Consider the following 18,907-nt stretch of genomic DNA (forward strand, 5'->3'; position numbering starts at 1 on the left):
TAGGCCGTGTAATGAGACGTTCTGCAGCCATCATGTTCGCAAGCATTCTCGCTGCCTGCGCCAGTCAGGGAAACCCGCCAACAACAGTGTCTGGCATACCCGGGTTCCAGCCCTACTCTCCGAGCCTCCCAAACTACCGGATTTTCCCGGGCGACCAGCTGGAAATTACCGTCTATTCAGCGCCTGAGTTGTCTCGAACCGTCACCGTCGGCCCTGACGGGCGCATTCATATGCCACTGCTTGATCCGATCATGGTCGCCAACCGGACTCTACCGGAAATAAACCAGCAGATTTACAGCGCAATGAGTTCCAGACTGGTTGATCCAAGCCTGGACGTATTCGTCGCCCAGTATGGTCCGCAGCAAGTTTTCGTGGGTGGACAGGTCAGCCAACCGGGAATCATCGAGATTCCGGGGCAGATTGATGCGCTTCAGGCCGTTATCATGGCCGGCGGCTTCACCAGCAACGCTAACGAGCGTCAGGTCATTCTGGTGCGTCGTCAGCCAAGCGGCGAAATCAGCAGCTGGGCAATAGATGTTCGCTCCGGATGGCATGATCCGCAGCTGGCCAATCTTGGGCCACTTCAACGCTATGACGTCATCTACGTCCCGCGTTCACCGATCGCACAGCACAATCTGTTCATCCAGCAGTACATTCGTGAAGCACTGCCAATTGATTTCAGCCTGTTCTACGACGTGCGTAGCGGTCTGAACTAACTTACCAAACACCAAAGCCACTTCAGGAGTGCCCTGCCCGGCATACCGGGCAGATTGCATTCGGTTGCTTAGAAATGTTTTGAAACGCTTAGTGCGCGAGGACGAGCCATTCACGCGCTGCTTTCTGGGCAGCTGCGATCTCTTCCGAGCTCATATACTCGGCGAGTTCCTTGCGTGACGCCTTGGCTTCCTCATAGCCGCGCAGAGCAGCCAGATTGAACCATTTATGCGCCGTGATGTAATCGACTGCGACGCCCATTCCCGTGGAATAAACCAATCCCATCCGATAAAGGTCTTCACCTTTAGACTCAGGACCCATTTCTTCGCATGGGGCTTCCAGTTTGCTTTCAGCAAATGCCATTTGTCTTTCTCCTAATGTGGAAAACCTCGCCTGATTTTCAGGTCTAAAAGCTTTCCTTCATCACCTGTCGGTCATTGCCGACAATGAAAGTAAGACAAGGATAGATTGCCCATTAGTTAACCAAACTACTTTTCTGATCTGTATTTAGTTATTGAGGTAAACGTTGGTAACTATTCATTTATTTGAATTTCCGGAACCCTAATATTTGGCGAATATTTCGTTACCAAACCATGGTGAACTGCATCCGGGACTGCGACGACTAAGCCATAGCAAAACACCGAAACCGGCGTTATTTTCCCCGCCAATCAAAAGGTGACTCACTTATGGACACTCTGAAACCCATTTCACTGCCAGCGCCAGGCGCTGATGATGCAGACTTTACGAAGGCGCTGATGGCGTCTTTCATGGAAACCGGCTTTGCTGTTATTGCCAATCACGGACTCGACCAGACGAAGATCGATAAGGCCTATCAGGCATCGCGTGATTTCTTTGCTCTACCTGCTGACACCAAGCAAAAATATTTCGACCCGAACGGGGCTGGCCAACGTGGCTACACGCCTTTTGGCCAGGAGAACGCCAAAGGTGTTGCGGCCATCGATCTGAAAGAGTTCTGGCACACAGGCCGAGAGCTGCCGGAAGACCACCCTTATCGGGAAACCATGCCTGACACGCCTAGCGTTCCGGAAGTTCCGGACTTTGACACGGCGACGAATGGTATCTTCAAAGAGTTTGACAGTCTCGGTCATCGTCTTCTTCAATCTGTCGCGACAGGCCTCGGTCTGGAGCGCGACTGGTTTGTCGACAAGGTTCAGTACGGCAATTCAATTCTGCGCCTTCTACACTACCCTGCGCAGAAAGAACCGCCGCCGGAAGGTTCCGTGCGTGCTGCGGCTCACGAAGACATTAACGTCATCACCCTGCTCCTGGGCGCTGATGAGGCAGGCTTGCAAGTCCGGCCGCGTGGCGTAGAAGACTGGATCTCCGTGAGCGCGCCTCCAGGCACAATGGTCATTAATGTGGGCGACATGCTGCAACGCCTGACTAATGGCGTCCTTCAAAGCACCTCCCACCGCGTCGTGAACCCGTCTCCGGAACGCTCGAAATTCGGCCGTTATTCCATGCCGTTCTTCCTGCATTTCGAACCGGATGTCGAAATCCGCGCGCTGCCTTCGTGTGTGTCTGACGAGAACCCTGAAAAGTTTCCGCAGATCACGGCGAATGAATATCTTATGGAACGTTTGCGCGAGATCGGGCTTCTTAAATAGAAGGCCTGACTGCAAAAAGGGGCTGTTCAGCCCCCGTTCACTTTGGTTAACTATTGTTTATCCATGTGTGTGGGGGCCCAGACTGGGAGATTCTCCGAATGAAGCCTCTGAAATTCCTCGGCGTGTCGTTTCTGGCTGGCTGTATGATCACGGTTTCCGCTATGCCTGCGTCCGCGCAGAGCTACGGGCATGGCCGCGGTAACGGACACGCCCAGCAAACCAACGACCGACATTACAATGGCCATGACCGCCATCGCGACCGCAATTATCGCGGCGATCGACACCGTGATCGTGATTACCGTGGCAACCGTCACCGCGACTATCGCGGAGATCGTCATCGCGACCGCGACTACCGCCACAATAATCGTCGTCATGACAATTATTCGCGCCATAACAACAATCGCTATTACGGTTACAACAATAGCAACCGTCATTACGGCTATAACAACTATAACCAGCGCCACTATGGTCAGAGGCAATATAACAACCGGTATTACAACAATAACCGCGGGTATAATTACTCGTACAACAACTATAATTACCGGAATTATCGCCCACGGAACAATCATTACCAGCCGCGCTACCACTGGAATCCGCGCACACCGGTATTGTACTCGCCGCGTTTCGGATATCAGCCGAACTATCGGCCTTACTATCGCGTAGGCTCACGCTTCCACGACCATGGGCGCCACCGGATCAATGACTATCACCGATATGGTCTGTATGCTCCGCCGTCCGGTCATTATTGGGTCCGCCATAATAACGATGCTTACCTGGCCGCTGTCGGAACAGGCATTGTTGCAGGCATTATCGTAGGCGCAATCCTCACCGATTAATGCCTACTGAAAAAAGTTTTATGATCAGCCCGGCCCTCGTGCCGGGCTTTTTAACAACCTGTTAAAATACAAATCTTCATCGAATCAAAAGTCTAAACCCAGACCTAATTTAGCGAGGTCTAATTCAAGTCCAGAACCGTCTTTCCGCCACAATCTCTCGTTACACTCTGGAACCAAGTAGAGTTTGGAGTGTTAATCGGGATATGATATAAGTTAAGACGGTAACGGCATGAAAAACGCTATTCTTCTTCTCACCGGCATTCTTGCCTGGACAGCGCAGTCTGCAACAGCAGAGGAAGAACAAGGTATTATCTCCGCCCCGCATTATTCAGATACGCGAATCAACATCCAGCCGACGACGGTTCCCGGCACGGCACAACTCAATCTTGCCAGACCGAGTGCGGACATCTCGCCTGCATTGCCTTCAGATTTTGGCTTCGGCGCTGAGAATAGCCTGCACCTGTCCCCAACCCGACCGACCGACACCCGGACCCAGCTGAATTTCCGTAATGACTGGGCGGTTTCAGCCCCGGACGAACGCGATGGATCGGGCCTGTATCTATCTCCGCGCTACACGGCGTTTTCGTCAAATGACGCAGGCTTTGAAGGTTATTCAGCCGAAATTCGATTCGGCAACGTCGTTCAGTTCGAACGCGGAGAAGCAACGAGCGGCTGGTATATATTCGCAGCTGCGGACGGCGAAGCCCTTAGCGTCAGCACGAACAATTTCTCACTGTCCGACGGCGCGCCCATGACGATGAGCCTCGATGACCAGATCACCATTGGTGATCTTCAAGCGGGTGTATCAACCTATTTTGGCGGCACACAGTTCACGATCAGCTATATCGAGACCGAAGCGTCTTATTCAGCGCCCGGCGGCATCAGCAATTCCGAACGTGAATCATTCGCAGGCTTCTCCCTGGCCCGTGAATTCTAGGACTATCAGCGGGCTTTGATCGCCCGTTTAAAGCCTCCCCATACCCCTCTATTAATCGAAGTCACGCGTCCATTCGATCGTCAGGTTCTCACCTTCGCCCGGCGTTGTGTCAGCAGTGACAGAAATGTTCTCTCGCGGTTCCCACTCAACGCTAACGCCGGCATTGCCCTGCGCGTCTGACATGACCTCCAGATAGACATCTTCTGAAAGATACCGGCCGGTAGACACTTCGAACTGACCAGAGTCGTTCTGACGCACATCCAGCGCATCCAGCCCAGCCAGTTGCTCGATACCGCCCAGCAGATCAAAACCGCCGCCACCACCCATTTGCGCGAGCGCGGCGGCTAGTCTGGCAGCCTCTAGCCCTGTCAGCTGAGACGGGGACCGCCCGAACAGCACACGCGCCAAGACCTCATCCTGCGGCAATTCTGGAACCGAACTGAGTGACACATCAGGGCGCGCAGGTGTGCCGGTGATATTCACGCGGGACAGTAGGTCATTCGTCTCGCGTTCCGCCGTGATATCCAGACGGGCTTCCATAGGCGCACCTTCCAAGAAGACTACACTGTCAACGAACTCAAACCGCTTACCAAGAAGCTCAAACCGCCCGCGCACAATGTCGGCGCGTCCGTCAATTCTGACATCCGACAGTGTGCCTGTAATGCGCGACTCCAGAGAGAGCTCTGCGTCCATGCCCTGCCCGGTTACATAAAGACGCCGTGGCGCGTTTAGTGAAACGTCGATCTCGACCGTGCGCTCTTCATCAACCTCTGGCTCTTCTTCTTCGCCAAAGCTCACATCCAGTGTTGTCACACCTGACGATGTCGGCAGCCGATCCAGATAGACATGGCCCTCATCGAGCGTGAGATCACCCGTAACGACAATCGTCTCGTCGTTCAGCTCCATGCCAAAGATACCTGACGCCGTGGCGCGGCCTTCATACCTGTCAGCGAGCACCAGATTGTCGGCCTCGAGCCTGAGGTTACTGTCGCCCGCGCCAGTGAGGGAAAAACTACCCTGCCCGGCGAGCGTGCCACCGCTACGGCCGTTCGCGCTGAGTCGGTTGAGCGTAAGCGTTTCATTGGCAAGTCCGATATCGAATGCGATGGCCTGCAAAACTGCGCCCAATTCGCCCTGTTCGAACTGGCCATCGTCCATGCGGACATAGCCGTCCAGCGCCTGAGGCTGGAATGGGATAGGCCCTGTAACATTGGCATCAATACCGCCAGTAAGCACAGTGCGGTCCGGAAGCGCGAGCGCAGCGATATTATCCACACGTCCGCCAAGCGCGGCCGTAAAGCCGCCTTCGCGGCTATCATCTAGCGAAATCGAGAGCCCGGCTGCGTTCGTAATGAGCGGAAGGTTCGCCTCAAAGCGCGCGCTCAAAGCTTGTCCTTCAGCGCTTCTGAGACGAATATTTGCCTCTTCGTTCTCAATGACACCATTCAGGAAGAAGGTGACCGGCGACATCTCCGAGTCCGGCAGCGCAACGTCACCCATTTTGCCATTGATCGTACCAACCAGAGCATCTCCATTCTCACGCAGCTGGACGGACACATCGATTGCACCATCCAGCGGTGCGCGCCCTGTCGCAACGAGCAAGCGTGGCAATTCAACAGCAGCAATCGAGGCCGTGACGCGCGCTTCCGGATTGTCACTCAAAGCAGCGGCGACTTCACCACCGAACACGGCGAGGCGGATGTCGCCCGAATATCCGGTTTCTGTCTGTGCGAAGGAAAACGGTTCCGTCGTTCCGAATTCTTCAAGGCCGAGCTGCCCGTTGATTTCACCGGACACTGATCTTGTCATATCTGCAAGATCGCGCGCTTCACCCGTCAAACGCAAATCCACATCCTGCGGGATACCGGATACCAGCGTGAGGCCTGTGAGCGCGATGTCATAGCGCAGCTGTTCAAGCGCGCCCTGAACATCCAGAGTGAGTTCACCATTCTGCACAGCACCGAGTTCAACACCTTCGAGCACACCATTGATCGCAACACTACTGCTCTCCAGTCGCGCATTCAGATTGACGGTCTCCGCAAGCAGCCCGTCAGGTAGCGGCCCTGCGAGATTGGTATCTGCTCTGATGGCCTCAAGGTCGCCGCCATCGCCATAAGCGTCTCCCTCCAGAACAAGCTCACGCCATTGGCCATCAATTGCACTGACTTGCCACGACCCGCCGTCAACACGAGCAGAGGCGGCCAGCCGCAACGGATCGCCTTCCAGACCACCGGTGAAAAGAATATCGCCATCAAGAACACCGTCAGAGAACGCACCGGTGAAGCCGAACTCCGGTTCCGCCACCACAACACCGCCTGGCGCAAGTTCTGACGCATTCAGCATTGCTTCAATGTTCAGCGCCTCCATCGCCCCGGAAACTGTCGACCGAATGCGTGTACCGGGCGCCATATCTGCGAGTGGATAGCTTTCAGCCGTTATCAGTTCAAAGGATGACTGGAGCATGCCTTCGGCAGTCCGCGAGGCATTGCCCGAAAGTTCAAACGCAGATGTCACAAGCGATAATGATGGCACAGTGAGCGCACCATCGTCAGTAATGCGACCGTTCGCATCCAGCGCGATGGATTCGCCAAACCAGTCGTAAGCCGCACTTCCTTCTTCACCGAGTCCGCGACCGTTCAGAGCCACGCGAAACTGTGCCGGCGCAGCCGAACTGTTTTTTCGAAGCTCCCAGCGCCCTGAAACTGTACCGCGCTCGTAAACTCTGAACTCAGACAGCCCGGCCCTTACGTCGCCAGCCAGATTGATGGAAATTCCATCTGCAAAAGACCCGCTACCACTTACGTTCAACGAAGAGCGCGGTGTTGAAACAGCTAATCGCTGAAGGTCGAGCGCCATAGTTTCCAGAGTAAACTCTGCGACACCATTGGTGCGGATATACCTTAGAGCAATCTCCTCATCACCAGTCGCCACACGTGCGCCTGTGACCTCGAGCTGTGGCTCGATGTGAACGACGCCGCCATCGAACCTCGCCGCAATGGGGCCAGAAAGCGAGCTGCCGCTAAAGCCGGGCACAATAAGATTTCGACCGGTAATATTACCGTCGAATGCCAGAGCGCTCCCTCCGCGCTGCACCTGCCCGACAAGGCTCAAGTCATCAATCGAAACATCCGACGTTCCCGCAACGCGGCTGAGGTCACGCGCCCGAAATTCTATATTCGCCGTCTGGGAATTATCGGCGTCATTCGCATCGGATACAGTCAGAGACATTGTTTCCGTCTGAGCCGTAAGCGTCGCCGTCGCCAGCGGATCATCGAACTCAAACATGCCACTCAAATCAAGCACGTCACCCAGCCGGACAATCTGTGACGATGTTGCAGGATGGCGCGCAAGTTCAACCCGCGCCGTAACAGCCTGAAGGCCATCTGACGGCGTTGTTTCGAACTCAATCCAGTCCTCATCATTGATCCGGGCTGTGAGGGTCGCATCAACCGCATCCATATCTCCGGACGCGTTGAACATCGCATTTACACTGTCGCCGTCTTCGAGTTCAAGCAGCGCTGCAAACAGGCCGCCTGCCGGACCATTCAGCTCCAGAGCACCAGAGAGCGGCGTGCGCCTGCCCCATTCAACTTCACCGACGAGACGATCACCATCGGCATCCTCAGGCAAAATCTCTACGTCGAAACGCGACATTGCAGGCGTCCAGTTAAGAGCCGCATAGACTGACGCCGCCACTTCCTGCTGAACCACACCTTCCGCCATAAAGAGCCGATCAATATCCAGATTGGACAGCGTGACAGAACGCAGCGGGCTCGTACTGTCAGACGGCTCCTCCTCCGGTTCTTCAGATTTAGGTATGACCGGTCTGCGCAGGACCTCCAGATCCGACATAGTCAGGTCAGTAAGGACCAAGCGGCGGCCAACGAGATTGAACGGCTTCCAGCCAAGTGAAATGTTTCTTGCCTCTGCCCAGATGCCATCTTCATCGCGGACCACGAGGCGGTCGATCGTGGCAGACGACAGAATATCTCCGTCGAAACCGTCGATCTCGACCTGTTGGCCGCTGAAGGTCAGAGCCTCAAGGCGGCTCTCCACGAAATCGCGCCCGACTGAGCTGCCCGCAATAATTCGCGCAGCAATGAGCAGCACGATAATCGTGAGCAGAACACCCGCCAGCCATTTCGCCCATAAAGGTATGCGCCGCGTCTTCAAAGGTTGTTGAGCAGTCTCAGTCATCAGAATGCCTGCCCCAATGCGATGTAAACCTGAACCGGATCATCAAACTCCGACCTGTCCAGCGGCGTCGCGATATCAATCCGTAGCGGCCCTGCGGGCGTGAGATAGCGCACACCGAAACCTGCGCCGAAGCGGAGCTCAGAGAAGTTCGGCACTTCCGTGCGCGATACGCTGCCACCATCCACAAAGCCGACAATTCCGATTTGCGGACGAACCTGCCAGCGGGCTTCAACCGATGTCTCCAGAAGCGCGCGTCCGCCGATGGGGTCATCATCAGCAGACCTCGGGCCAATCGCCTGATAGCCATATCCACGGACGCTGCCGCCACCCCCGGAATAGAAGCGGCTATCGGATGGCAGAGCATCAATATCAGCGCCATAAACCGTGCCGACTTTCACGCGGCCCGCTAGAACCAGATCATCATCACCCAGCACAGGCCAATAAGCACGCGCCTGTGTTTCAGCCCGTATAAACTGGCTCTCTTCGCCGCCGAAAGAGACATTCGGATCAATACGACCGTCAAGACGCCAGCCTCGCGTCGGATTCAGGAAATCATTTGACCGGTCGAGACGCGCCGCCAGAAAGAGTCCAAGAAGCTGGAGATCGCGTTCGCCAAAGTCATCCTCTTCATGGATCAGAGATGCCGTCGCGCCGAACGTATATGTAAAGTCCGGAGACCGGCTGACTTCAAGCGCTGCACTGACACCAACTTGCTGCCGGTCGAACCCGTCAGTTTCTTCGTTCGACAGGCTGGTTGAAAGCACGATGTTGCGGCCATATCCGAGTTCATTCGGGCGGCGCCACTCAACCTCGATTTCCTGTTCCAGCTGCGCAAAATCAAGTCCTGCGGTCAGTGTATCGCCTCTGCCGGTGAAATTACGGCGCGTATAATCAAGACTGAAACCGACGCCGACGTCAGTTGCTATGCTTGCGCCGACAGCGACTGTATTCCGTTCACGCTCGGTAAGCGTCACAACGACATCGTGGATTACGTCGCCCTCCGGACTTTCTCCCGTCGGCTCATCTGTCAATCTGACATTGGCGATACGGAAGGTGCGCAATTCATTCAGACGAGCGGCGTAACTGGAAAGCTTAGACGGCGCATATATCTCGCCTTGCTCAAACGGCTGCAGGTCCAGAATGTACTCAGCATCCGTTTCAGAATCTTCCGGCAGCACTGTTTCTCCGAGACGAACACGATCTCCGAGATCAAGTGTGTAGGTGATATTGAGCGTTGCTGCTTCACGGTCCCCGCGTACGCGCCGGGTGGATACATCTGCAAAAGCGTAACCTTCATTCTGGAAAAACTGGGACAGCTGACGCTCCACGTCGATTATCTCGGCAGGTATGGCGATATCGCCTTCGCTGACGCCGATCTCGGACATGGCCTGCTGGATGTCTTCGGCTTCGGCACTGCGGCCTTCAAATGCGAGGTTGAGCCCTGCAATGCGAAATCGCGGTCCCGGATTCACTTCGATAACCGGCGAGTTAACCGTGCCTGTCTCAACCAGTGCCGTGATCTCAGGCGCGTAATAGCCGCGCGAATTCAGAATATTGCTGATGATACCGCTGGCGCGCTCGGCCTGACGACGCGCATCGAACAGCGTTTCAGGCGTGCGTTCGTCCGGCAGTGCATTGCGAAGCGCGCTCCAGAGATCATCCGGATAATTGGACTCAGTCGTCCGACGGATATCAACAGTATCCGCCTGCGCTACGGACACTGGCAACAGCGCGACAAAACTCAATGCAAACGCGCTGGCTAGTGCACGCACAGACACAAAACTCTCGAACATCAAACCTGATACACTCTCCAGCGGCACTCAAAATAACGGCCGCCCCCGCCTGTGAAGATAATGGAGAATGTCGGGCTTTGCATCAGGGCAATACACTTTCACGCTCACCTTACGGCAAGCTGCAACTATCTTACATCAACGCCTACGAAAAGAGGGTCATTTTCTCTATTTAATGCACGAACAGGCTTTGACGTTCCCGTGAAATTACCGTCATATATCGCGCATTGGCTGATTTGCCGGGACGCTAAATCAGCCTGCATTGTAATCCGGGGAGATTATACCTTGAAATCGAAGACTTTTATGGCTCATTTGGCCACGACCTCAGCTCTTGCGCTGAGCGTCGCGCTTGCGCCTGCCGCAAACGCTCTTACCGTTCGCGATGACGTCACCGTTGCTGGTTCAGAAGAGTATGCCGACAACACCCAATGGGACGGCGTTGTTCAGATTTATATGCTAAACAATCAGACAGGCGGAATTACGTTTAACTGTACCGGCTCTCTCATTAACGGCCGTACGGTTCTGTCTGCAGCGCACTGCTTTAATGATTTTCCGTCCACTTTCTATGACGCAGACGCCAACCTTCTATCGCCGATCATCGCATACGGCCCTGATACATTTGACGCACTGTTTGGCTGGCTGAGCACTGGCGCGGCAAGCAGCTTCTACGAAATCGACGAGCGTAACGGCCTCGTCCTCGGTAACCAGGTCCTCATCCACCCGGACGCAGACCCTGCATTCGGTTCCGCGCTGAACTTCCCATCCGCTGACGTTGCGATGGTGAGCCTGTCTAACCCTCTCGCGCACCTGCCTAGCTACTCGATGCTGTTCAGCCCTGTTGGCGTTGGCGAGCACGTATCTATGGTCGGTTATGGTGGCCACGGTATTGGCTCCACCGGTGATGTCGGCATTGATGGCAAACGTCAGGCTGGTGAAAACCTTATCGGCATGGTCGGATCTCAGGTCGACTTCCTGAGCGCAATCTTCGGTACAGATGCAACGCCATATTACACGAACGCTCCGGGCGCGAACCAGTCCATGTACTGGATCGACTTCGATAATCCGGATCGCACAGGCGACGAATGCGGTCGTGACGGTATTGGTGACTGGGCGTGTACAGATGGTGTGAGCTGGTTTTTCTTTGATGACCCAATCAATAACACCTGGTTCAATACATCTCTGTCTAACGATATTTTCCCTGACGATGCACTCCCATACGAGTCGGGTACTGCAGGCGGCGATTCCGGTTCTGCGATCTTCTTTGATCAGCTCGGCGACGCGCCAATTATTGGCGGCGTTCTCAGTGGCGGCTTCACATTCGTTTCGCCGGTTCCATCCGGTTACTCCGATGTCAGCTATTACAACCCGCTGTTCAACTATTATGACTTCATCGTCGAAGCGAACCCTTACAAATATGTCAGCGCGATCGAAGGCGACGGTCTCTGGAGCGATGCAACACATTGGGTTCAGGACCTCGACCCGAATTATCTGATCATTGACGAGAACGGTAACCTCGTAAACGGCATCCCTGACGCGCCAGAACCTGGCGTGGGCAGCGATGGCCCGGACGAAGGCATCGTTCTGGACGTCGATATCGCACCAGCACAGCAAACAGAAGGCACTCCAGCCGGCACAGCTGGCGTTGATGCATCTGCAAACGCAGTCGTTGGCTCTATCGGTGAAAACCGTCCGGCAGGTGGTCTCCTCATTGAAGGTGACGGCATTGGTGACGCCAACTTCGGTTCTGTTTCAGGCGGTTCTGTCTGGGGCACAACTGGCGATGCAGAACTCATCACTTACCAGTATGGTGACATTGGCTCTCCGACAGCTCTGGCTGGCCCGGGTTCTACGAACTTCGTTCCGAACAACGGCCTTCAGGCTTCTGGTTTCTACAACTATTTCGACGTCACGCTCAGCAATGCTGGCACAACGACCGTCGACATCTTTGCAGAAGTCGACAGCCTGACCATAGCTAACCTCGACGCGACGCTGCGCGTTAATTCCGATGCCGGCCTCTGGGCGCTCGTCGATACGCAAGTCATTGGTGGCACGCTGGAAAACAACGGCGTCTTTATCTCCCGTGACATTCTGAACGTTGCAGGTGTTCTGACAGGTACCGGTACATACAATGCGGAAACGCTCTGGAACGCTGGCCTTCTGACACCAGGCGAAGGCATGTCGCTGATTGGCGACCTCGTCATGACGTCGGCAAGCGTCTTCGGCTACACAGGCAACAGCCTGTCTGTCGATGGTGATGCCTCCTTTGGCGGTAGCGTTCTGTTCGGCACGCCTTACCAGTTCGGCGACACAGGCACGCTGATCACCTACACAGGCGCATCGACAGGCACCATTGCAGACACCGACCTGCTCGGCGTCCTCTATGCGACCTACGCAGATGTTGGCGGCGCGCTGAACTACACAATCGAAGCTGCAAGCTTTGAGTCTGTGCTTCCAACAATCACAGACGAGAACACTCAGAGCCTCGTCGACGGCCTAAACCGTGCCCGTAGCTCATCTTATGATGACATGAGCGGCGTTTATGGCGTGCTCGACTATCTGAGCGGCGATCAGCTTCTCTCTGCTCTAGAAGGCGTAACGCCACATGAGCAAGGGTCTGTGGTTAACGGTCTCCTTGCAGGCAATAATCAGCTTGGTGTTCACCTGCAGAACCGCTTTGCAGCAATCGCTCAAGGCAATGCCAATGGGGCCGCGTTCAACCGCACTGGAACAAGCGGCGTTCAGGTTGCAGGCTCACAAGAAATGGCAGCGTTCGCGCTGGCAGCTGAAGCAACCGCAGCTCAGGGCGGCGGTAGCGTCAATACTCAGTCCGATACAGGTATGGGCTCGTTCGTGGAGGTTTCTTACTATACTGGTACAGAAACCAATGCACTGAACAACGAAACCAGTGACCTCGATGGCATCACCATCACAGCAGGTATCGACCGCGAACTCGAACCTGGCTTCCGCATGGGTGCATTCCTCAGCTATACTGACGGCGAGACCACATACAATTCATCCGTCGGCGGCAATGAATCTGATGGCGTGACACTTGGCATTTACGCAGCTTATGCCGGGGAAAATGGTATCAACCTCAACGCGTACGCAGGCGCCGGTCAACGCGGCGTCACCTCGACACGCATTGACGTCCTCACAGGCGGTACACTGCTCGGCTCTACTGACGCAGACGAGTTCGTCATCGGTGCAGAACTGTCCCGAGCTTACGACACCGGCCACCTGCTCTTTATCGAACCATCGTTCGGTATCGACTATGCATCGTTCGATGTGGATGGCTACTCAGAGCGAGGTGGTGCAGGCGCACTGACTTTTGATGACATCCGGGCCCGTACGGCTCAGGTGCATGCCGGTGCGGATTTCCACTTCTTCAACCCTGACAGCCCATCTAAATTCCGCCCAACCATCGGTGCGGATTTCATCTATGATCTGGCAACTGACGGAACGACAGTGTCGTCCTTCTTCAACGGTGCGTCACCATCAACGTTCCAGACTGTTGGTCCAGAATCCGATAGCTCCTGGGTGGATCTTAGCGCTCAGCTTCAATACTACAGCTCTGATAACCTGAGCTTTAACGGCTTTGTCTCTCAGAGCTTAGGTCGCGATGAGCTCGACATCACGACATTTGGCCTGAACGTCCGCGCGACATTCTAAGGTTCAAAATCTATGCACTCTGAAAGAGGCGGTCTTCGGGCCGCCTCTTTTTTATTGCGCTAAAAGACAAGACGCGCTGACATGGTGACCAGTCATCATGTTTCGAAATCGGAGCCCTTCATGTCTTTCCGCTCAGCTTCCGTCGCCCTCGCCGCCTCAGCGCTAGCTTTTGGAGCATGCGCGACCTCCGCCTCCGAGCCTCTCCTCGAAGTGCCGGCGCCGCCATTGGAGTGGTCCATTGTCATTCACGGCGGCGCGGGGGTGATCACACGCGAATCTATGAACGACGAAACCGAGGCAGCTTACGCCGCTGCGCTGACGCAAGCTCTGGCGACAGGTAGCGGCATCCTCTCTGAGGGCGGCGAAGCTATTGATGCTGTCGAGGCCGTGATTCGAGGTCTGGAAGACAACCCTCTCTTTAATGCCGGACGCGGCGCTGTGATGACAGAAACAGGTGGCTTCTCACTCGACTCATCCATCATGCGCGGCGACACGCTCGACGCCGGTGCTGTCGCAGGCCTTTCCAACATCCAGCACCCGATTTCCGCGGCCAGAGCAGCGATGGAGCATTCGCCTCACGTCATGCTGGCAGGCGAAGGTGCAGATCAATTCGCAGCGGAGCAAGGACTGGCGATCGTCGATCCATATTACTTCTTTACGGAACGTCGCTGGCAGAGCCTGCTGCGCGCGCTGGAACGGCGCGGCGTAGAGGCGCCGGAGCGTATGCAGCCAATGGCGCCACAGGAAGCCTCGCTCTCGGACGACTGGCTCTCGTCGCTTTCATTCCCGGACGATCAGAAATTCGGAACGGTTGGCGTGGTCGCTATGGACATGAATGGCAATATCGTCGCCGGCACGTCTACAGGTGGCACCACCGCGAAGCGTTGGGGCCGCGTTGGTGACAGCCCAATAATCGGTGCAGGCACCTATGCGGAAAACAATGTCTGCGGCATTTCTTCGACCGGTACAGGCGAATACTTCATACGTCTGGCTATCGCCTACGCGATTTGCAACCGTATCGAGTTATTAGGTGAAACGGCTCAAGAGGCAGCAGATCACGTCATCCATACAGAGCTTACTGGGCTCGGCGGCGACGGCGGCATTGTGATGCTCGGGCCGGACGGCTATCCAGCCTGGTCGTTCAATACCGAAGGTATGTATCGCGCATATCAGACATCTGAGGGCCGCACAGAAATCGAGATCTACGAATACAATGAAGGCGCCTTTTAGGGCGCCTTCCTGATATGATTTATTGTCTGGAGCGACGCTCTAGAACGCCAGTTCCATGCCCTCAATACCCGGAAGCTTCAGAAGGATGAGCAGGTCACGTAGTTCCTGACGAGCAGCGACGTGGCTCATCGTGAAGGTGATGTTCGAACCTTCTTCTGTCAGGTCGAGAAGTGTCAGGCCCATTGGGAAGAGTTCACGGTAAATCACACGCTCGGACAGGCCTGGCGCCAGACGGAAGCCAATACGGCGCGCCAAATTGTCGAGCGCCTCGCCAACACGCTGTTTATTGCGCGCTTCGAGTGGAGACATCCGGTTACGCATGACAACCCAGTCAATCGGCTTTCGCGTCGTCTGCGCTTTGTGCTTACGGCACGCCCAGACCATTTCTGCGTAGAAAGACGGACGAACAACTTCGAGGCTTTGCGGGTTCACATCGCCCAGAAGGTCGAAGTCAACAAAGCTGTCGTTCAGAGGCGTGATCAGCGTATCAGCCGAAGCGTGCGCAAGGCGAGACAGGAATGTGTCACCACCCGGCGCGTCTACGATAATGTAATTGCAGCTGGCTTTGAGACGCTTCAGGCTATCGAGGAAACGTTCGCTCTCTTCTGCCTCAGCTTCGTCAAGGTTACGCGCAACGCTCGCATCCACACGCAGAGATTCTGGCATCGGGATGTTGGAGCCGGTTGATTTAACCCAGCGTGTGCGGTTCTCAAGATAGCGGGTAAACGTGCGCTGGCGAACATCGAGGTCGATGACACCGACCTTCTTGCCCATACGCATGAGAGCCACGGAAAGGTGCATCGCAACGGTAGACTTACCGGCGCCGCCCTTCTCGTTACCAATAATGATGACACGACACTCATGTGCATCAACTGTCGTCTTGTTTGACGTCAGGTCCTGCGCACGATCCATGAGATTAAATCCTTCGGGTTTCACGAGCACGCTCCATTCAACATTGGACTTACCCTCCCCGACACAGTTTCCGTCGAGCTCTGGTCTGCCCCCAGACCTTTGAGCCTTCCAGTCTGGCTGGCTGCGATAATCTGATTCTGCGAAGCTGCTTCCGAAACTCCTGGGGAAACATCAAACAGATCGGCCTCCACCGCCTCTGTTTTTGCTGCGCTGTCGAACAGAAAGTCTGAAACGACATTATCAGAAACTGGTTCAACCGCTTGCTTCTGCGTGTTGCCCTGAGGCTGCAGAAGATTAGCGATTTGAGCTGACAGATCTTCCAGCGCGCTACCAAGCACATCATTGCGTCCGGTTGCGCCGTTCAGTGCGGCACCCTCATGCGCATGAACAGAAAGAGAAGTCAGGGACTGAGCCTTACGCGCCGTTCCAAAAAGTCTGTTCTCCAGCTCCCGGTCAACGTTGCGGAAAGCTTCGCCTTCCGCTGCATCTTGAGGAAAGCTGGCGTGAACATGGCTCTGAGAAGGGCGTAAGAGTCGTGTAAACATATTACCAAATTGAATGGTTTCGGTTAACCAAGTGTTTAAGCCGATTGCCAAAATCTTAGCGCACGCTATTGCAGGGGTCGGAATTTCACACTTCGTTCACACAGGACTTCCCCATGCAGGTTGTGCGCTCTCTTGAAGAACTTCGCGGTATTGTGCGCGGCTGGAAACGCGATGGCCTGACCGTTGGCTTCGTGCCAACTATGGGGGCGCTCCATCAGGGTCACCTGTCTCTCGTGGATCTGTCCGTGGCCGCATGTGACCGCACAGTGGCGAGCATTTTCGTGAACCCGACTCAATTTGCACCGCACGAAGATCTGGACGCCTATCCACGTCAGGAGCAGGCCGATCAGGCTATGCTGGAAGCGCATAAATGCGATCTCGTCTTCACGCCAGAAGTCGCAACCATGTATCCGGAAGGCGAAGAGACTCGCGTCTCAGTGCCAGATCTGGGCGCGAAGCTTGAAGGTCAATTCCGCCCTCACTTCTTTGGCGGCGTCGCGACCGTAGTCGCCAAACTATTTAATCAGGTGCAGCCCGATAAGGCTTTTTTTGGCGAGAAGGATTTCCAACAGGTTCAGGTGATCAAGCGCATGGTGATCGACCTTTGCTTCCCGATTGAGATCGTGCCTGGCGCCACACTTCGGGCCGCAGACGGCCTCGCGCTTTCTTCGCGTAACGCCTACCTCACGCCGGAAGAGCGCCGGATTGCGCCATCTCTGCATCTGGCGATGCACCGCGCATCCATCCGCATCCGAAACGGCGCGGATCAGACGGCAGCGGTCGCCGAAGCGATCAAAACGCTTGAAGAGGCCGGCTTCAACCAGGTCGAGTACATCACAGCCGTTGACCCGGCCTCGCTTGATCCGATTGAGGGCCCAATCCCTGATCACCCTTGCCGCCTGATAGCAGCAGCATGGCTCGGTAAAACACGTCTCATCGACAATATCGCGCTTTAGCGCAGGTCTTCCATCTCCGGATAAAGATCATCCATCGGAACAGAACGGCCATTGGCCTGAACAATACGAACATGGCTGCGGCGGAGGAAGCGCGCGTGCTCCACACCGCAGCTGTGCGCAATCATTTCCACATCCTTCTCCATACGCTTCACATAGAATGCGACGGACTTTGCTTTCGTCTCTGGCACAATACCGTCCTGAAGGTGCGGCTTGTGTGTGGTAATGCCTGTCGGGCAGTTATTCGTGTTACACGCCATGGCCTGAATACAGCCGATAGAGAACATGAAGCCACGCGCCGTATTCACAGCATCCGCGCCCGTACAATATGCCCACGCAACTTCGGCAGGCACAGCAAGCTTGCCAGATGCGATGACTTTGATGCGCTGGCGCAATCCATGCTCGCGTAATGCATCTACAAGCATAGGTAGCGCTTCACGGAGTGTCAGACCGACATTGTCCATCAGCGCCATAGGAGCGGCGCCTGTGCCGCCGTCACCGCCATCTACCGTAATAAAGTCCGGCGCGCTTTCAGGGCCTCTGGCATTGATGCCTTTACAGAACTCATCGAGCCAGCGCTTTGAACTTACGACGGTTTTGATACCAACAGGCTTACCTGAAATCTCCCGCAGGCGGACGATAAAGTCCAGCAGGTCATCAACAGAATCAATCTCGGGATGCCGGTTCGGTGACACCGAATCCTCGCCTTCAGGAATACCACGCACGTCTGCAATCTCAGACGTCACCTTAGACGCTGGTAGCAGACCGCCTTTGCCTGGCTTGGCCCCCTGAGCCAGCTTGAGCTCTGTCATTTTAACTTCCGGGTGGCCCGTCACCTCACGGTATTTCTCAACGGAGAACTCACCATTCTCGTCACGCACGCCATACTTTGCCGTGCCGATTTGAAAGATGATGTCGCAGCCACCCTCAAGGTGATACGGCGACAGACCACCCTCGCCGGTATTCAGCCAGCAACCGGCCAGTTTGGCACCGCGCGACAGAGACTGGATCGCTGGCTTGGAAAGCGCGCCGTAACTCATACCAGATATGTTGATCAGCTGCCGGATACGATAAGGCTGCGCGCAGCCTTCGCCAAAGGTCAGCTCGGGGCTGTCATTTGTTTCCTCTAAAATCGGGAATGGCGCATTGGCGAATATGGGTGTTCCAACGATATTAAGCGAGCGCGTCGAACCAAAAGGCTGCGTGTTATCTTCTCCGGCCGCCGAGGTATAGATCCAGTCGCGCTCAGCGCGGTTAAATGGCATCTCCTCGCGGTCCAGCGCAAAGAAATACTGGCGAAAAAATTCGCCCAGCCGCGCGAACAGATCACGAAATCGACCCACCACCGGAAAGTTGCGCCGAACGGCATTCTTTGACTGGTTCGCATCGATGAGAAACATGATCACGATCAGCAGAACGCCGAAGCCAATCGCCAGCACGAAGAGCGTCGAAAGAATACTGAGGCCCTGAACGGTAATGCGCGTAAGAAATTCCATAGC

13 protein-coding genes are annotated in these 18,907 nt (G+C 55.3%); 7 read left to right on the forward strand and 6 right to left on the reverse strand.

What is annotated here, in order from left to right:
- Positions 1-11: 11 nt before the first annotated feature.
- On the forward strand, positions 12-716 hold the full coding sequence (locus G523_RS0114310; protein ID WP_162141055.1) for a polysaccharide biosynthesis/export family protein: 705 nt from the start codon (positions 12-14) through the stop codon (positions 714-716).
- A gap of 88 nt (positions 717-804) precedes the next feature.
- On the opposite strand, the gene G523_RS0114315 is transcribed toward G523_RS0114310, so the two are convergent.
- Positions 805-1,077 (reverse strand): SEL1-like repeat protein, encoded by a 273-nt coding sequence (locus tag G523_RS0114315; RefSeq protein WP_022695752.1) that lies wholly within the window; start codon positions 1,075-1,077, stop codon positions 805-807.
- Between the two features lie 323 nt (positions 1,078-1,400).
- Between G523_RS0114315 and G523_RS0114320 the strand changes: the two genes are divergently transcribed.
- The 3 genes from G523_RS0114320 to G523_RS0114330 all read left to right on the forward strand — a co-directional run bounded on the left by G523_RS0114320 (position 1,401) and on the right by G523_RS0114330 (position 4,115).
- Positions 1,401-2,342 (forward strand): isopenicillin N synthase family dioxygenase, encoded by a 942-nt coding sequence (locus G523_RS0114320; RefSeq protein ID WP_022695753.1) that lies wholly within the window; start codon positions 1,401-1,403, stop codon positions 2,340-2,342.
- Positions 2,343-2,440: 98 nt separating this feature from the next.
- Entirely contained in the window at positions 2,441-3,178 is a 738-nt protein-coding gene (locus G523_RS0114325) for an RcnB family protein (protein WP_022695754.1), read from the forward strand.
- A gap of 229 nt (positions 3,179-3,407) precedes the next feature.
- Positions 3,408-4,115, forward strand: coding sequence for a hypothetical protein (locus tag G523_RS0114330; protein WP_022695755.1), 708 nt, complete (start codon positions 3,408-3,410; stop codon positions 4,113-4,115).
- A gap of 51 nt (positions 4,116-4,166) precedes the next feature.
- Here G523_RS0114330 and G523_RS0114335 read toward each other — a convergent pair whose 3' ends face one another.
- Together G523_RS0114335 and G523_RS0114340 are read right to left on the reverse strand one after the other, a co-directional pair.
- Entirely contained in the window at positions 4,167-8,312 is a 4,146-nt protein-coding gene (locus G523_RS0114335; RefSeq protein WP_022695756.1) for a translocation/assembly module TamB domain-containing protein, read from the reverse strand.
- Positions 8,312-10,105: an autotransporter assembly complex protein TamA gene (locus tag G523_RS0114340; RefSeq protein WP_022695757.1), complete on the reverse strand. Its 1,794-nt coding sequence runs from the start codon at positions 10,103-10,105 to the stop codon at positions 8,312-8,314. The genes G523_RS0114335 and G523_RS0114340 overlap by 1 nt, the downstream gene beginning before the upstream one ends.
- A 282-nt stretch (positions 10,106-10,387) precedes the next feature.
- Between G523_RS0114340 and G523_RS0114345 the strand changes: the two genes are divergently transcribed.
- Entirely contained in the window at positions 10,388-13,768 is a 3,381-nt protein-coding gene (locus G523_RS0114345) for an autotransporter domain-containing protein (protein WP_162141057.1), read from the forward strand.
- Positions 13,769-13,888: 120 nt separating this feature from the next.
- A complete protein-coding gene (locus G523_RS19455) occupies positions 13,889-14,998 on the forward strand; it encodes an isoaspartyl peptidase/L-asparaginase family protein (protein WP_022695759.1) in 1,110 nt (369 codons plus the stop codon).
- 39 nt (positions 14,999-15,037) lie between these two features.
- On the opposite strand, the gene G523_RS0114355 is transcribed toward G523_RS19455, so the two are convergent.
- Both G523_RS0114355 and G523_RS0114360 read right to left on the reverse strand, forming a co-directional pair.
- Complete coding sequence (locus tag G523_RS0114355; RefSeq protein WP_022695760.1) at positions 15,038-15,910, reverse strand: division plane positioning ATPase MipZ; 873 nt, start codon at positions 15,908-15,910, stop codon at positions 15,038-15,040.
- A gap of 20 nt (positions 15,911-15,930) precedes the next feature.
- Positions 15,931-16,506 (reverse strand): hypothetical protein, encoded by a 576-nt coding sequence (locus G523_RS0114360; protein WP_155802778.1) that lies wholly within the window; start codon positions 16,504-16,506, stop codon positions 15,931-15,933.
- 62 nt (positions 16,507-16,568) lie between these two features.
- Between G523_RS0114360 and panC the strand changes: the two genes are divergently transcribed.
- The gene (gene panC, locus G523_RS0114365; protein ID WP_022695762.1) at positions 16,569-17,411 is read left to right on the forward strand and encodes a pantoate--beta-alanine ligase; all 843 of its coding nucleotides are present in this window, start codon (positions 16,569-16,571) and stop codon (positions 17,409-17,411) included.
- Here the strand turns inward: panC and G523_RS0114370 are convergent.
- Positions 17,408-18,904, reverse strand: a complete 1,497-nt coding sequence (locus G523_RS0114370) for an FMN-binding glutamate synthase family protein (RefSeq protein ID WP_022695763.1) — start codon at positions 18,902-18,904, stop codon at positions 17,408-17,410. The two genes, panC and G523_RS0114370, sit on opposite strands and share 4 nt — an antisense overlap.
- Positions 18,905-18,907 lie beyond the last annotated feature (3 nt).

Source organism: Ponticaulis koreensis DSM 19734, from assembly GCF_000420665.1.
GTDB lineage: Bacteria > Pseudomonadota > Alphaproteobacteria > Caulobacterales > Hyphomonadaceae > Ponticaulis > Ponticaulis koreensis.

Bases quoted from the DNA above. Each gene is read 5' to 3' on its own strand.
- G523_RS0114310 (WP_162141055.1), top strand. From the start codon at position 12: ATGAGACGTTCTGCAGCCATCATGTTCGCAAGCATTCTCGCTGCCTGC.
- G523_RS0114315 (WP_022695752.1), bottom strand. From the start codon at position 1,077: ATGGCATTTGCTGAAAGCAAACTGGAAGCCCCATGCGAAGAAATGGGT.
- panC (WP_022695762.1), top strand. From the start codon at position 16,569: ATGCAGGTTGTGCGCTCTCTTGAAGAACTTCGCGGTATTGTGCGCGGC.
- G523_RS0114320 (WP_022695753.1), top strand. From the start codon at position 1,401: ATGGACACTCTGAAACCCATTTCACTGCCAGCGCCAGGCGCTGATGAT.
- G523_RS0114325 (WP_022695754.1), top strand. From the start codon at position 2,441: ATGAAGCCTCTGAAATTCCTCGGCGTGTCGTTTCTGGCTGGCTGTATG.
- G523_RS19455 (WP_022695759.1), top strand. From the start codon at position 13,889: ATGTCTTTCCGCTCAGCTTCCGTCGCCCTCGCCGCCTCAGCGCTAGCT.
- G523_RS0114330 (WP_022695755.1), top strand. From the start codon at position 3,408: ATGAAAAACGCTATTCTTCTTCTCACCGGCATTCTTGCCTGGACAGCG.
- G523_RS0114370 (WP_022695763.1), bottom strand. From the start codon at position 18,904: ATGGAATTTCTTACGCGCATTACCGTTCAGGGCCTCAGTATTCTTTCG.
- G523_RS0114340 (WP_022695757.1), bottom strand. From the start codon at position 10,105: ATGTTCGAGAGTTTTGTGTCTGTGCGTGCACTAGCCAGCGCGTTTGCA.
- G523_RS0114355 (WP_022695760.1), bottom strand. From the start codon at position 15,910: ATGGATCGTGCGCAGGACCTGACGTCAAACAAGACGACAGTTGATGCA.
- G523_RS0114335 (WP_022695756.1), bottom strand. From the start codon at position 8,312: ATGACTGAGACTGCTCAACAACCTTTGAAGACGCGGCGCATACCTTTA.